Below are 14285 nucleotides of genomic sequence, written 5' to 3'. Positions count from 1 at the left end.
GCACCTCCCGGCCGAAGGCCGGGGGAGAACTGCGCGAGGCGGGAGGTGCGGACCGTTGCCTTCCGAGTCGCGCAGATCCCCGCGCCCCTTTGGTGGTTGGCGCCGGGTGTCGGGTTGACCGGTGTCGCCGGGGTCACCTAGAGTCCTCGACAGGTCATGAGTGGCAGCGTCAAGCCCCAGCTTGCTGTCCGGCAACCCTCCGTCCGTGGCGGGGTGCCCTGGGTGAGGACCGGGCCGTGCGGCAGACCGTCCGCGTGGCAAGCGCGGACTTCCGGCGATGCATCCCCGGGGTCCCCACCCCGTGAAGGAGTGCATCCTCATGTCGCTGTCCACCCGGATCTGCGCCCCCCTCGCCGTCCTCGGCCACGACGTCCAGGTCCCGCTCGCCACCGGTGAGAAGGTCGGCTACGCCGCCCTCGACTACGCCGCCAGCGCCCCCGCCCTGCAGCGCGTCTGGGACGACATCGCCGCCTACGCCCCCTACTACGGCAGCGTCCACCGCGGCGCGGGCTACCTCTCGCAGCTCTCCACCGACCTGTTCGAGCAGAGCCGCCGCACCGTCGCCGACTTCCTCGACCTGCGAGAGGACGACCAGGTGGTGTTCACCCGCGCGACCACCGACTCGCTCAACCTGCTGGCCGGCGCGGTGCCCGCCGGCACCCGCGTCTACGCCTTCGAGACCGAGCACCACGCCTCCCTGCTGCCCTGGCGGCACGCCGGTCTGACGGTGGAGTACCTCCGGGCCCCGCGCTCCCGCGCAGAGGCGGTCGCCGCCCTCGACGCCGCGCTCGCCGCGGGCACCCCGGACGGCCCGCGCCTGCTGTGCGTCACCGGGGCGTCCAACGTCACCGGCGAGCTGTGGCCGATCGCCGAGCTCACCGAGACCGCCCACCGGCACGGCGCCCGGGTCGTCCTGGACGCCGCCCAGCTCGCCCCGCACCACCGGCTGTCGGTCCGTGAACTCGGCGTGGACTGGGTCGCGTTCTCCGGCCACAAGCTGTACGCGCCGTTCGGCGCCGGCGTGCTCGCCGGGCGCAGCGACTGGCTGGACGCGGCCGAGCCGTACCTGGCCGGGGGCGGCGCCAGCCGTACGGTGGCCCGGGAGGCGGACGGCTCGGTGGCGGTGGAGTGGCACAGCGGTCCGGCCCGGCACGAGGCCGGTTCGCCGAACGTGATCGGCGCCTACGCGATCGCCTCGGCCTGCCGGGCGCTGGCCGAGGCCGGGTTCGACGCGCTGGAGGCGCGCGAGCAGGCGCTGGTCGAGCGGCTGACCGACGGGCTGGCCGCGATCCCCGAGGTCCGGGTGCTCAACCTGTTCGGCGAGGGCTCGGCCCGGGTCGGGGTGCTGTCCTTCGTCGTCCGCGGCTGGAACAGCTCGCACTTCTCGGCGGCGCTCTCCGCCGAGTACGGGATCGGCGTGCGGGACGGCCTGTTCTGCGCGCACCCGCTGGTGCGGACCCTGCTCGGCGGGGAGGAGGCCGCGCCCTCCGAGTGCGGTGCGCCGGAGCCCTCGCTGCCCGGGGAGCGGAGCCTGAACGCGATCCGGGTCAGCTTCGGCGCGGGCACTCCGGTGGAGCACGTGGACCGCTTCCTGGCCGCCGTCCGCGAGCTGGTCACCGACGGCGCCCGCTGGACCTACCGCAACGAGGGCGGCCGCTGCGTTCCCGCCACCTCGGCGCCCAGGGCATGAGCGTCACCACCAGGGGCGCGGGGAACTGCGCAATTCGGATGCGGGCCACCGTACGAATCAGGGGTCTGCCGATTTCTCACGGCGGCCCACTCCCTGATTGCGCAGTTCCCCGCGCCCCTGAATCAACCGCCCCCTGGGTGGTTGCCCCTCTTACTACTCGTCGAGGCCGAGGGCGAAGGCTGCCTCGAGGTCGTGCTGGGAGTAGGTGCGGAAGGCGATCTGGGTCTCGGTGTGCTCGACGCCCGGCACCTTGTTGACCTGACCCGGGATCACCTCGGCGAGGTCCTCGTGCCGGCGCACCCGGACCATCGCCACCAGGTCGTAGCTGCCGGTCACCGAGTAGACCTCGCTGACGCCCTCGATCGCGGCGATCGCCTCGGCGATCTCGGGGATCCGGTCGACGCTGGTCTTGATGAGGACGATCGCGGTGATCACTCTTCGGCTCCTGTGTGTGGGGTACGGCTCAGCGTATCGGCCGTCGGCCGGGCCCGTCTGCCCTGCCGGAGGCCCGCCGCCCACACCGCCAGCCAGCCCGCGCTGAAGCCGATGACGTGCACCAGGTACGCAACCCCGGGCACCGCCGGGCCGAGCGGCCACCACTGCAGGGCGAACCACAGGCCGAGCACCAGCCAGGCCGGGAACCGCAGCGGCAGGAAGAGCAGCAGCGGCACCAGGGTGGTCACCCGGGCCCTCGGGTACAGCCGCAGGTAGCCGCCGAGCACCCCGGCGATCGCGCCCGAGGCGCCGACCAGTGCGCGCGCCGACTCCGCGGAGTCGGCCTCGGCCAGCGCCCAGCCGTACGTCGCCAGGTAGCCGACCCCCAGATAGAAGAGGAGGAAGCGCAGCCGGCCGAGGCGCCCCTCCAGGTCGGGGCCGAACACATAGAGGAAGAGGAGGTTGCCGACCAGGTGCAGCCAGCCCGCGTGGACGAACAGCGAGCTCAGCACCGACAGGAACGGGATCTTGTGCGGTGTGGGGGAGAGCGTGCAGCCCGGTACCGCCGGCGGCAGGGCGGCCAGCCGGCCGGCGTCCAGCGGACGGCCGGCCAGCAGTTCGGCGGGGACTGCGCCCCAGCGCTGCTCGAAGCGCTGCTCGGCGCAGACCCGGGCGTTGCCGGTGCCGTACCGCGGGTTGAGGCCGAAGCTGGGGCCGGCCAGCAGGACGACGGCGCTCAGTGCGATCAGCGTGTAGGTGACCAGCGGGGTGCGGGCAGCGGCCCCGGCGCCGGCACCCGCCGGTTCGCGCACCGGTGCGGGGACGGGGGCGGGGACGGCCATACCGGCGAGCATTCCTCGGAGCCCGCGCCGCGAACCGGCCGCTGCTGCAAGCGGGTGACCTGTCCGTTCCCCAAGACCGGTGACCGTCGGCCGGGCCGTACGCAATAGGCTTGGACGACCGGACCCGGGACCATCCGAGAGGACCTCCGATGACCATCGCCGCCCCCACCGCCGAGACTCGCTGGCGCTGCACGCTCTGCGGGAACCTCACCCGCTTCGACGTGACGCGCTCGGCCCGGGTGGTGGAGTACCTGCACTTCGACCTCAGCGGCGAGTCGAAGGTGGAGGAGACCGAGGTGCTCAGCGAGACCCTCGAGTCGGTCCGCTGCCGCTGGTGCAACGCCGTCGACCAGGTCGAGCTCGTGGCCCGGCCCGGGGCCGAGGCCGCCGCGGAGCAGGCCGAGGACGAGTCGAAGGCCTGAGCCTTCCGCTTCCGACACACCCCGGTGGAGCTCCTGCGCCACCGGGGTGTGTGGCGCGGTGCCCGGCTGGGCACGGTAGACGGGACAATTGCACAGAGCGGTGCATTCGAGGGCAGCGGCCACCGGCCGCGCGGGCCCGGGGAGCAGGATCGGAGCCGAGGACGTGGTGGACGCAGCGAGCGGGCCGGCCGAGCCGCAGGGGCAGCAGCCCGCTGCGGACGCGGAGCTGCCGGACGCTCCCGGGGCCGGGCCGACGGCCGGGGACGCGCCGTCCGAGCAGCTGGACCGCCCGCTGCCCGAAGGGGTGCGCCGCCGTGTGGTGGGCATCGCCGCCGACGCCCTGGGTGCCATCCCGGTCGGCGAGCTGCCGTCCGGCCTGCGCCCGTACGCCAAGTTCACCCCCGCCCGGCGGGCCAAGTACGCGGGGACCGCGCTGGCCGCGGCGCTGGACGCGGAGCCGGTGTTCCGGGTCCGGATAGCCGATCGGCTGCGGCTCGGACAGCCCGACCTGGTGAAGGCGCTGGAGTCCGGGACCGTTCCGGCCGCCGCCGATCCGATGGACGTGGCAGCCGCCGCCTACCTGCTGCGCCCGGTCGGCTGGAGCCGGCTGGTCGTCGACGCGGGGGACGAGGTCGAGCGGGCGGACGCCGAGGGCGCCGCCGCGGAGGCCGCCCGGGTGGTGGAGAAGCTCCAGGCGGAGCTCACCGAGGTGCGCGCCTCGGCCCGGGCGGACCTGGAGCGGCAGCGGGCCGACGCGGAGGGGGTGCGCCGGGAGGCGGAGTCGCTGCGCAAGCGCGTCCGCTCCCTGGAGAGCGACACCCGGCGCGCGCAGGCGGAGGTCCGCAAGCTGCAGGCCGAGTTGGACGCCGCCCGGGCCGCCGCCGCGGCCGAGCGCAGTGCGGCGGAGGGCGAGGCGCGCCGGCTGCGGCACCGGATCACCGAGCTGGAGACGGCCGCCGAGGCCGGCCGCGTTCGGCGCGCGAGGGCCGGAGCGTGGAGGACATGCGGCTGCGGCTGCTGCTCGACACCGTGCTCCAGTCGGCGCAGGGCCTGCAGCGGGAGTTGGCGCTGCCGGTCTCCCAGCTGCGGCCAGCCGATCTGGTGGACGCGGTGGAGCCCGGTTCGGCGAACCCGCACGACGTGGCCCGGCGCGGGCTGGCCGAGGACGACCCGGCGCTGCTCGACCAGCTGCTGGCGATCCCTCAGGTGCATCTGGTGGTGGACGGCTACAACGTGACCAAGACCGGCTATCCGGCGCTGCCGCTGGAGCAGCAGCGGATGCGGCTGCTCGGCGGGCTGGCGATGCTGGCGCAGCGCACCCAGGCCGAGGTGACCTGCGTCTTCGACGGGCAGGACCTGGACGTTCCGGTGATCATGGCGCCGCCGCGCGGGGTCCGGGTCCGCTTCAGCCGCACGGGGGAGACCGCGGACGAACTGATCCGCCGCCTGGTGCGGGCCGAGCCGCAGGGCCGGCCGGTCGTGGTGGTCTCCACCGACAAGGAGGTCGCGGACGGCGTGCGGAAGGCGGGAGCGCGTCCGGTCGCGTCGATTCTGCTGCTCAACCGGCTCGCCAGGCCCTGACGGGCCGTCGGCCCAGGTGGCGGGGTTGTGTCGGGGTGGTGAAATCCGGGTCCGCGCGACAAGTTCGCCCGGGCGGGGAGTGGCGCCGAGGGCGGATCTTCACTAGGGTCTGGCGTCAAACCTATTTTCCGGACGTCCACTCGATCGGGTGAGTCCAGCAGGAAGAAGGAGCTAGTCCCTTGGCCTCCCACCGCCGTCCCAAGCAGCCGAGCCGCGCGCGGGTCACCGTGCTCACCGCTGCCGCCGCGACTGCGGTCGCCCTCTCCGCCCAGGCCGCCGCACACGCCGCGCCGGCCAAGCCGAGCAAGGACGAGGTGAAGGTCCAGGTCGACAAGCTGCTCGAGGAGCAGGAGCAGGCGGCCGAGAAGTACAACGGCGCCAAGGAGCGGGCCGACCAGCTCCGCAAGCAGGCCGACCAGCTGCAGGACCAGATCGCCCGCGGCCAGGAGCAGCTCTCCCAGGTGGCGTCCGGCCTGTCCGCGGTGGCGGCCGACCAGTACCGCACCGGTGGCGTGGACCCGACGGTCGCGCTGATGCTGGACTCGAACCCGGACAACTACCTCGACCGGGCGTCCAGCAACGAGCAGGCCACCGACACCCAGGCGTCCACGCTGAAGGGCCTGCGGGACCAGCAGCGCCGGCTGGACCAGCAGAAGCAGGAGGCCGCGGCCATCCTCGCCGAGCTGGACAACTCCACCCAGGCGCTGAACGACGCCAAGGCGGACGTCCAGAAGAAGCTCTCCGAGGCCCAGCGCCTGCTGAGCACGCTGACCGCCGCCGAGCGCGCCGCGATCCTCGGCAGCGACCGCGCCTCGCGCAGCGACGACCGCTACGACGTCGGCAGCCTGCCGCCGGCCGCGGGCTACGCGGCGACCGCCGTCTCGGCGGCGATGGGCAAGCGCGGCACCCCGTACGTCTGGGGCGCCACCGGCCCGAACTCCTTCGACTGCTCCGGCCTGATGGTGTGGGCGTACGCCAAGGCCGGCGTGTCGCTGCCGCGCACCTCGCAGTCGCAGGCGAGCGTCGGCACCCGCGTCCCCTCGTTGGCCGCCGCCCAGCCGGGTGACCTCGTCATCTACTACTCGGACGCGCACCACGTCGGCATGTACGTCGGCAACGGCCTCGTCGTCCACGCGCCGCGCACCGGCGACGTGGTGAAGCTGATGGATGCGGACATCCTGCCGATCAAGACCATTCGCCGCGTCTGACCCATCGGTAGCAATTCAGACATATGCCTCACCTGCGGCGTTTCTGACGTCGCATGACACGCCCGGGCGCGTCGTGATCACTGTGTGATCTCCGACACGCCCGGGCGTCGGCTTTGTCGGGCGTGCGGTGAAAACTCGTCAGCCGAGCGTGGATTATCGGTCACGGGCAGTCGCAATCACATTTTCACGACAACATTCCCCCGATGTTTTTCTGACAAGGATTTGAACGGATCACGGATCGGTTACTAGGGTCATGACCCACGGACCGCCGCACAGTCGAGCGCCCAACCCGGGCGACGGTGGCGGTCACCGCCGAGTCCGCGACGCAGCAGGGCAGTCCGACTGCCCACGGGGAGCCCCTGCGGGGGCGCTGTCGAACGGAGCCGGGGAACCACGTTTCCCCCGGGGTGAATCGGCGTCAGGTCGGCCGCGCCGGCCGGGCCGCGGATCGGACCGCGGACCGTGCAGGGGTGGCCGTGAGGCGTCGTAGGGCAATGCTTCCGGCCCGAACCCGTCAGCTCACCCGGTAGGCGGTGTGAGGAAGAAGGAGTCCGCCTTCGTGGCGTCCCATCGTCGTCCCAAGCCCGTCGGCCGTACCCGCGCCTCGATCCTGACTGCGGCAGCCGCCACTGCGGTGGCACTTTCCTCGCAGACCGGTGCGTACGCCGACCCGGCACCCACCAAGGAGCAGGTCGCGGCCCAGGTCGACCAGCTCAACGAGCAGGCCGAGGCCGCCAACGAGGAGTACCTCGCGGCGACCGAGAAGCAGCAGGACCTGCAGAAGCAGGTCACCCAGCTCCAGGACCAGGTCGCCCGCCAGCAGGCGGAGGTGAGCGGCGTTCAGGGCCGCCTCGCCGAGGTGGCCGCCCAGCAGTACCGCGACGGCGGCATCTCGCCCACGGTCAAGCTGATGCTCTCCAGCAACCCCGGCGACTTCCTCGGCCAGGCCGGGGCGGTCAGCCGGATGAATGCGACCCAGGCCGACACGCTCAAGTCCTTCAAGGCCGAGCAGGCCAAGCTGGACGTCCAGAAGACCGAGGCCGAGCACAAGCTCGCCGAGCTGGACACCAGCACCCGGGCCCTCAAGGCCAAGAAGGAGGAGTTCCAGGGCAAGCTGGCCAAGGCCAGTGCCCTGCTGAACACCCTCACCCAGAAGGAGAAGGACGATCTGGCCGCCGCCGAGGCCCGTGCCGCGGCTGCCGCCAAGTCCACCGCCGACCGGGCCTCGCGCGACACCACCCGTACCGACCTCGGCACCGCCGACGTGCCGACCGGGTCCTACACCGCGCGGGCGATCGAGGCCGTGAAGTCCAAGCTGGGCTCCCCGTACGTGTACGGAGCCACCGGCCCCAACCAGTTCGACTGCTCCGGTCTGATGCAGTGGGCGTACCGCCAGGCCGGCGTGTCGATCCCGCGGACCTCGCAGTCGCAGGCCGGTGCGGGCACCAACGTCGGCACCAACATCGCCAACGCCAAGCCCGGCGACCTGGTCATCTACTACGGCGACCGGCACCACGTCGGCATGTACGTGGGCGGCGGCCAGGTGATCCACGCGCCGCACACCGGCGCGGTGGTCCGCTACGTCTCGGCGACCGCGATGCCGATCTCGGCGATCGTGCGGGTCTGACGTCCCGTCCGGCGGCCTGCCGCGGGCCCGGCTCCCCAGGGGCCGGGCCCGCGGCCGTTCCCGCAGGCAGGTGGGCCGATTCGGCCGAATGTCCGATTGAAGGTCAAATATTCGCGGATGGCAGGGTTTGGACTAGATCGGCGGGACTCGCTAACGTCTGCCCCCGGACCTCCGCGAGGACGACCGCCCGTCGGGGCGGCCGCGGGCGTCCGGCCGCAGGAACGGAGCCGCCGCCGCATGTCCGTGCACCGTCGCCCCCAACTGCCGGGCGGTCACGCCCTCGCCCGAGCGCTGGTACTCACCGCCGCGGCCACCACCGCCGTGGGCGCCTCCGTCGGCACCGGCGCCTGGGGCGCCCCCGCAGCGCCGACCGACCCCTCCCGGCGGACGGCCGACGTCAAGTCCAGGGTCGACCGGCTCTACGACGAGGCCGAGCAGGCCAGCGAACGGGCGAACGCCGCCCAGGAGGAGCAGCGGAGGCTGCAGGACGAGGCCACCCACCTCCAGGAGCAGGTCGCCACCGGGCAGGAGGAGCTCAACGGCCTCTACACCGACCTCGCCACCGCCGCCGCCGCGCAGTACCGGGACGGCGGCCTCGACCCGGCCGTCCGGCTGATGCTGGAGTCCGACCCGGCCGCGTACCTCACCCGGGCCCGCGCCCTCGACCAGGCCGCCGGCCGCCAGGGCGAGACCCTGCACCGCGTCCTCGAGCGCCAGCGCAGGCTCGACCAGCGGCGCGCCGAGGCCACCTCCAAGCTCGCCGAGCTGGAGGACGTCCGCCGCTCCCTCGCCGCGAGCAAGGAGGAGATCCGGCAGCGGCTCGGCGACGCCCAGCGGCTGCTCGGCGGCCTCACCGCCGCCGAGCGCGCCCGGCTGGCGGAGGACGACGACGCCGCCGCGGCCCGCCGCGCCGCCCGGGGCCCCGAACGCCCCGACCTCGGCGACCGGCCGGCCTCCTCCGGGCGCGCGGCTACCGCACTGGCCGCCGCCATCAGTAAGATCGGTTCTCCGTATGTGTACGGATCGACCGGCCCTCGTACCTTCGACTGCTCCGGTCTGATGTACTGGAGCTGGCGGCAGGCCGGAGTCTCCCTGCCGCGCACCTCGCAGGCGCAGGCGAACGCGGGGCGGCGAGTGAGCCTGTCCGAGGCGCAACCGGGAGACCTGGTGATCTTCTACAGGGACATGCACCACGTCGGCATGTACGCCGGCGGGGGCGTCGTCGTGCACGCCCCCTACCCGGGCGCCCGGGTCCGCTACGAGAGCGTCAACGCCATGCCCGTCAGCGGGGTGGTGCGGGTCTGAGCACCGTCCACCGGCAGCCCGGCCCGTCCGGCGGGGAGGCCGAGCCCCTGGTCACCGACCTGCCCCGGCATTCCGCGGCGGGCCGTTCCGCACCTCCCGCCGGAGGGCGGCTCTCCCGGCGCGCCGCGCTGCTGCTCGCCGCCGGCGGCCTCCTCCAGCTGTCCGCACCCCGCGCCGTGCCCGCCGCCGACCTGCGGGCCGCAGCCCTGCTGCCGCAGGGCGTGCCGAACGCCGGCATCCGGGCCCGGATCGACGACGTGCTCGCCGACCGGGCCCGCGCCCTGCTGCGCGCCGACCGCGCCGCGCTGCTCGCCGGCACCGCCCCGGCCGCCCGCGCCGCCCAGGACCGGGCCGCCGCCAGGGTCGCCGCCGTGCCCTTCTCCGCGGTCGAGTACCGGATCAGCGAGATCGGCGAACCGGGCCCCGACGGGCGGCTCACCGTCACCGCGGGCCTCTCCCACCGGCTGCGCGGCATCGACGAGCATCCCGCCGTCCTCCCGCGCCGCCTCACCTTCGACCGCACCCCCGCCGGCTGGCTGCTCTCCGGGGACGAGCCCGACGGCAGCGCCGCCCTCTGGGACCTCGGCGAGACCCGGGTCGCCCGGGGCGAGCGCTCCCTCGTCCTCGGCCTCGGAACGGCCGAGGAGCTCGCCGACCTGGCCTCCGTCGCCGACCGCGCCGTGCCGGCCGTCTCCGAGCTGTGGGGCGACGGCTGGCCCGGCCGGCTGCTGCTGCTCAGCCCCGCGACCGAGCCCCAGTTCGCCCGGATGCTCGACGTCGCCGCAGGGTCGTACCAGGGCATCGCCGCGGTCACCGTGGCCGCCGGCGGCGAGCCCGCCGCCACCCCGGCCGACCGGGTGCTGGTCAACCCGGAGGCGTTCCGCGGGCTCAGCGACCTCGGCCGCCGGGTGGTCGTCACCCACGAGGCCACCCATGTGGCGACCCGCGCCGCCACCCGCAGCTGGACGCCGCTCTGGCTCTCCGAGGGCGCCGCCGACTACACCGGCTACCGCGGGGCCGGCCGCACCCCGAAGCAGATCGCGCCCGAGCTGGGCCGGGACGTCGCCGCCGGCCGGGTGCCCACCGCGCTGCCCGCCGACGCCGACTTCGCCGCCGGCGCCCCCGGCATCGCCCAGGCCTACGAACAGGCCTGGCTGGCCTGCGAGATGATCGCGAACAGGTACGGCCCGCAGCGGCTCGTCCGGCTCTACCGGGAGGTCGGCGCCATGGGCGATCCGGCCAGGCTCGAGGCCGTGCTGCGCGCCGAGCTCGGCCTCGACCTCCCCGCCTTCACCAAGGCCTGGGCGGCCGAACTGGTGCGTCAGCTGCGTCGCTGAGACCGGCCGGCAACGGGGGCGGCGACGCCGGAGTCCCTATGGCCGGCCGGTCTTGGCCGCCGCGAGCCCGGCGGCCAGGCCCTCGGCGTCGATCAGGCCGCCGTGCGTGCCGGCGGTGGTGCAGGCGTGCGCCCCGGCCACCGAGCCCGCCAGCATGCACTCCTCGGCCGGCCGCCCGGCCAGCCAGGAGTCGAGGAAGCCGCTGACGAAGGCGTCGCCGGCGCCGTTGCTGTCCACCACCGGGCGGCCCGGGTCGACCGCGGGCACGTGCCGGACTTCGGTCTCGCCGCGCTCCAGCAGGTAGCTGCCGTCGGCGCCTGCGGTGGCCACCACCAGGCGGGCCCGGCCCCCGGCCAGCACCCCGCGCATGACCTCCTCGGGCCGGCCGCCCAGGCCCGCCGCGGAGAGGAAGACCAGATCGGCGCGGAGCGCGTAGTGCCGGTGGTGCTCGTTCACGCCGTCCCAGGCGTGCAGGTCGGTGGAGCTGGTCGCACCGAGCCGCTCGATGTCCGGGTGCATGTCCCGGTTGATGTTGGTGATCGACAGGTGCACGTGCCGGGCCCGCTCCAGGAACGGCAGGTAGAAGTCGGACGGCAGCCGCAGGTCGGCGGGGTGCCGGCCGTCGTAGAAGGAGAAGCGCAGGCCGTCGGCGTCCACCAGGTTCACCCCGCGCGGGGTGCCGGCGGGGGAGACCAGGTGGCTGAAGTCCAGGCCGGCGCGGCGGAAGGCGGCCAGCACCAGCTCGGCCTGCGGGTCGTCGCCGAGGAAGTCGAGGAACTTGGTGCGCAGCCCCAGCCGGTGGCAGCCGAGTGCGACGCCGCTGCCGGTGTGGCCCGCGTAGTCGTGGACCGGCGGCACCCCGACGGAGTCGGAGCCGGGGATCTCCAGGCGGTCCACGCGGACGATGGTGTCCACGCCCGCACCGCCCACCACGAGGACGTCGAAATCGGAGCTCTCGGGCATGCGGGCCCTCCACAGGCGGCATCGGCTGACGGGGCACGATGCTGCCAGGGGCGCCGACATGGCTGCAAGGCTTTGCAGAAACTTTCAGCGATGGCTCTCGGAGGTGCGGGGCACGCCCCGGCCGGTCACGAGGTCGGCGCCGTCCGCGGGCTGTCCAGATCGTCCAGCAGCGCCTGCTCGTACGCGATGCCCGGGCGCACCGGGTACCCCTGCACCGGCGGCTCCGGCGGCAGCACCAGCGTGGCCTGCGCGTCCGGCCCGCGGGTGGAGCGCCACAGCCTGCGGCAGGACACCACGGTGGCCGCCAGCAGCAGCAGGTTGCGCGCGGTCAGCACCGCCACGCCCCACGGCTCGCTGCGCTGCACCGCACCGAACAGGATCGGGAACTCCACCGTGGTCAGCACCGTCGCCACCAGGATCAGCACCGCCACCGGCTTCTGCCGGGTGCCCCGCACGGTCAGGCACACCGCCGCCAGGCCCACCAGCCACACCAGGTACTGCGGGCTGATCACCCGGCTCGTCACCGTGAACACCAGCAGCGCCGCCAGCGCCGCGTCGTACGCCGTCGACGGCTGCCAGCGCACCGCCCGCAGCCGCCACAGCAGCAGCCAGCCGAAGCCCAGCAGCGTGCCCGCGACGCACACCTTCGACACCACCGGCACCCACGGGCCGAGCATCTCCAGCGAGCCGTAGTTCATCGTCACCTGGCCGTCCCAGGCACCGGCCAGCTTGGCGAAGTGCAGCGGCAGCGCGCCCAGCGACTCCACCTCGATGCCGCGCTCCTTCTGGAAGGTCAGGAACTCGAACGCCCCGTTCATCCCCGCCGTCAGCAGGAAGCCCAGCGCCGCAGCCGTCGCCGCCGCGGCCGTCCACGCCCGCCGGGTGCGCCGCCCGCGCGGCGTCCCCGCCAGCGCCAGCACCGGCCACACCTTCACCAGACCGCCCAGGCCCAGCAGCACACCGCCCAGTGCCGGCCTGCGCAGCACCAGCAGCAGGCCGCCCACCGCGATCGCCGTCACCACGATGTCGTACCGGCAGTACACCGTCGGGCCGAGCAGCGGCACACCCGCCACCCACATCCACGCCCCGGTGAAGCTCCGGCCCCGGCGGGTGCCCACCCGCATCAGCGCACCCACCGTCAGCGCGTCGAACAGCCCGCACAGCACGAAGAAGGACACCAGGTACGACCAGGGCAGCACCCCCGGCAGCAGGATCACCAGGGCCGCACCCGGCGGGTACTGCCAGGTCACGTCGTCCAGCGGATAGGTGCCGGTCTGCAGCACCTCGTACCAGCCGTGGTAGATCACCGAGATGTCGGAGCTGACGTCCGTCCCCGAGATCCGCAGTACGCCCACGGCCATCAGCACGATCAGCGCCCGCGTCGCCACCCAGGACACCCCGAGCGCCCACAGGGCGCCGCCGGCCGGCGCGGGAGGCGGAGAGCCGGTGAGGGCGAGGCGCTCGGTGCTGCTGGTGCTGCCGGTGCGCCCGGTCGGGGCCAACTCCACTGCGCTCCCTCGTTCGTCTCGCTACCGCCGGTCGCGGGTGGCAACCGCACACAGGCCCCCGGGACATAGGACCGGCCCGGAGCGGAAACGGTTGCGCTGCAACGCTTCGTTCCCGGCGGGCCGTGGTGTTGACCTATGGTACGGATCACCGACCCCTGCACCGAGCAACCCCCGACCGAGCGAGCCGTGGCATGCACAAGACCCTCATCGTCACCAACGACTTCCCGCCCAGGCCGGGCGGAATCCAGGCCTTCGTGCACAACATGGCCGTGCGCCAGCCTCCGGGTTCCATCGTGGTGTACGCATCCACCTGGCGCGACGGGAGCGAGGTCGCCCGGTTCGACGCCCAGCAGCCGTTCCCGGTGATCCGCGACCGGACGAAGATGATGGTGCCCACCCCGCGGGTGACCCGGCGGGCCGCCGAGATACTCAAGGCCGAGGGCTGCAGCTCCGTCTGGTTCGGCGCCGCCGCCCCGCTCGGCCTGATGGCCCCCGCCCTCCGCCGGGCCGGCGCCGAACGGCTGCTCGGCATGACCCACGGCCACGAGGCCGCCTGGGCCCAGCTGCCCGCCTCCCGCCAGCTGCTGCGCCGGATCGGCGCCGGCACCGACACCCTCACCTACCTCGGCGAGTACACCCGCTCCCGGATCGCCGACGCGGTCGGCCCCGAGGCCGCCCGGCGCATGGTCCAGCTGCCCCCCGGCGTCGACGAGAAGACCTTCCGGCCGGACTCCGGCGGCGCCGGGATCCGCGCCAGGCTCGGACTGACCGACCGGCCCGTCGTCGTCTGCGTCTCCCGCCTCGTCAAGCGCAAGGGCCAGGACACCCTCATCGAGGCCATGCCGCAGATCCTCGCCGCCGTGCCCGACACCGTCCTGCTGATCGTCGGCGGCGGGCCCTACCGCAGCGACCTGGAGAAGCTCGCCGAGGCCCGCGGCGTCGCCGGCTCCGTCCGCTTCACCGGAGCCGTCCCCTGGGAGGAGCTCCCCGCCCACTACGGCGCCGGGGACGTCTTCGCCATGCCCTGCCGGACCCGCCGCGGCGGCCTCGACGTCGAGGGCCTCGGCATCGTCTACCTGGAGGCCTCCGCCACCGGCCTGCCCGTCGTCGCCGGAGACTCCGGCGGGGCACCGGACGCCGTCCTCGAGGGCGAGACCGGGTACGTCGTGCCGGGGCGGTCGGCGGCGGCGGCCGCGGAGCGGATCGTGCGGCTGCTCCACGACGAGCAGCTGCGGCAGACCATGGGGGAGGCCGGCCGCCGCTGGGTCGAGCGCTCCTGGCGCTGGGACCTCCTGGCCCAGCGCCTCACGGGGCTGCTGGCCTGACCCCGGGCCGCGGGCGCTGCGGGGCAACCACAAGGGGCGCGG

General features: G+C 74.1%; 11 protein-coding genes, 1 pseudogene and 2 riboswitches. Of the genes and pseudogenes, 8 read left to right on the top strand and 4 right to left on the bottom strand.

The window, feature by feature from the left end:
- Window positions 1-152 precede the first annotated feature (152 nt).
- Window positions 153-270, top strand: a riboswitch (SAM riboswitch).
- A 49-nt stretch (window positions 271-319) separates the two neighbouring features.
- Entirely contained in the window at window positions 320-1690 is a 1371-nt protein-coding gene (locus tag ACQ614_RS10460) for an aminotransferase class V-fold PLP-dependent enzyme (RefSeq protein ID WP_431678182.1), read from the top strand.
- Window positions 1691-1843: 153 nt separating this feature from the next.
- On the opposite strand, the gene ACQ614_RS10455 is transcribed toward ACQ614_RS10460, so the two are convergent.
- Both ACQ614_RS10455 and ACQ614_RS10450 read right to left on the bottom strand, forming a co-directional pair.
- Window positions 1844-2125, bottom strand: a complete 282-nt coding sequence (locus ACQ614_RS10455; RefSeq protein ID WP_363489315.1) for an Lrp/AsnC ligand binding domain-containing protein — start codon at window positions 2123-2125, stop codon at window positions 1844-1846.
- Window positions 2122-2967 carry a rhomboid family intramembrane serine protease gene (locus ACQ614_RS10450; RefSeq protein ID WP_431678180.1) on the bottom strand — a complete coding sequence of 282 codons (846 nt, stop codon included), beginning with the start codon at window positions 2965-2967 and terminating at the stop codon, window positions 2122-2124. The genes ACQ614_RS10455 and ACQ614_RS10450 overlap by 4 nt, the downstream gene beginning before the upstream one ends.
- Window positions 2968-3116: 149 nt before the next feature.
- On the opposite strand from ACQ614_RS10450, the gene ACQ614_RS10445 reads away from it, so the two are divergent.
- From ACQ614_RS10445 to ACQ614_RS10420, 6 genes and pseudogenes are all read left to right on the top strand, one after another.
- Window positions 3117-3389, top strand: coding sequence for a hypothetical protein (locus ACQ614_RS10445; protein ID WP_363489319.1), 273 nt, complete (start codon window positions 3117-3119; stop codon window positions 3387-3389).
- Window positions 3390-3615: 226 nt separating this feature from the next.
- Window positions 3616-4970 (top strand): annotated as a pseudogene (locus tag ACQ614_RS10440) (NYN domain-containing protein).
- 179 nt (window positions 4971-5149) lie between these two features.
- Window positions 5150-6178 (top strand): NlpC/P60 family protein, encoded by a 1029-nt coding sequence (locus tag ACQ614_RS10435; protein WP_431678178.1) that lies wholly within the window; start codon window positions 5150-5152, stop codon window positions 6176-6178.
- 358 nt (window positions 6179-6536) lie between these two features.
- Window positions 6537-6727, top strand: a riboswitch (cyclic di-AMP (ydaO/yuaA leader).
- 10 nt (window positions 6728-6737) lie between these two features.
- Window positions 6738-7805, top strand: a complete 1068-nt coding sequence (locus ACQ614_RS10430) for an NlpC/P60 family protein (protein WP_431678176.1) — start codon at window positions 6738-6740, stop codon at window positions 7803-7805.
- 237 nt (window positions 7806-8042) lie between these two features.
- Window positions 8043-9110 (top strand): NlpC/P60 family protein, encoded by a 1068-nt coding sequence (locus ACQ614_RS10425; RefSeq protein WP_431678175.1) that lies wholly within the window; start codon window positions 8043-8045, stop codon window positions 9108-9110.
- A 176-nt stretch (window positions 9111-9286) separates the two neighbouring features.
- Window positions 9287-10447 (top strand): hypothetical protein, encoded by a 1161-nt coding sequence (locus ACQ614_RS10420; protein ID WP_431678174.1) that lies wholly within the window; start codon window positions 9287-9289, stop codon window positions 10445-10447.
- Between the two features lie 36 nt (window positions 10448-10483).
- Here ACQ614_RS10420 and ACQ614_RS10415 read toward each other — a convergent pair whose 3' ends face one another.
- Both ACQ614_RS10415 and ACQ614_RS10410 read right to left on the bottom strand, forming a co-directional pair.
- Entirely contained in the window at window positions 10484-11410 is a 927-nt protein-coding gene (locus ACQ614_RS10415) for a carbohydrate kinase family protein (RefSeq protein ID WP_431678172.1), read from the bottom strand.
- A 125-nt stretch (window positions 11411-11535) separates the two neighbouring features.
- Complete coding sequence (locus tag ACQ614_RS10410; RefSeq protein ID WP_363489331.1) at window positions 11536-12918, bottom strand: glycosyltransferase 87 family protein; 1383 nt, start codon at window positions 12916-12918, stop codon at window positions 11536-11538.
- 191 nt (window positions 12919-13109) lie between these two features.
- Here ACQ614_RS10410 and ACQ614_RS10405 point away from each other — a divergent pair, with 191 nt between their 5' ends.
- Window positions 13110-14243, top strand: coding sequence for a glycosyltransferase family 4 protein (locus ACQ614_RS10405; protein WP_431678171.1), 1134 nt, complete (start codon window positions 13110-13112; stop codon window positions 14241-14243).
- The last annotated feature ends 42 nt before the right edge of the window (window positions 14244-14285 follow it).

This window comes from Kitasatospora dryopteridis (assembly GCF_050749075.1).
Lineage (GTDB): Bacteria > Actinomycetota > Actinomycetes > Streptomycetales > Streptomycetaceae > Kitasatospora.
The sequence above is the reverse complement of the archived record's forward strand: the minus strand, read 5'-3'. Positions and strand labels throughout refer to the sequence as shown.

Bases quoted from the DNA above. Each gene is read 5' to 3' on its own strand.
- ACQ614_RS10460 (WP_431678182.1), top strand. From the start codon at position 320: ATGTCGCTGTCCACCCGGATCTGCGCCCCCCTCGCCGTCCTCGGCCAC.
- ACQ614_RS10450 (WP_431678180.1), bottom strand. From the start codon at position 2,967: ATGGCCGTCCCCGCCCCCGTCCCCGCACCGGTGCGCGAACCGGCGGGT.
- ACQ614_RS10445 (WP_363489319.1), top strand. From the start codon at position 3,117: ATGACCATCGCCGCCCCCACCGCCGAGACTCGCTGGCGCTGCACGCTC.
- ACQ614_RS10425 (WP_431678175.1), top strand. From the start codon at position 8,043: ATGTCCGTGCACCGTCGCCCCCAACTGCCGGGCGGTCACGCCCTCGCC.
- ACQ614_RS10415 (WP_431678172.1), bottom strand. From the start codon at position 11,410: ATGCCCGAGAGCTCCGATTTCGACGTCCTCGTGGTGGGCGGTGCGGGC.
- ACQ614_RS10405 (WP_431678171.1), top strand. From the start codon at position 13,110: ATGCACAAGACCCTCATCGTCACCAACGACTTCCCGCCCAGGCCGGGC.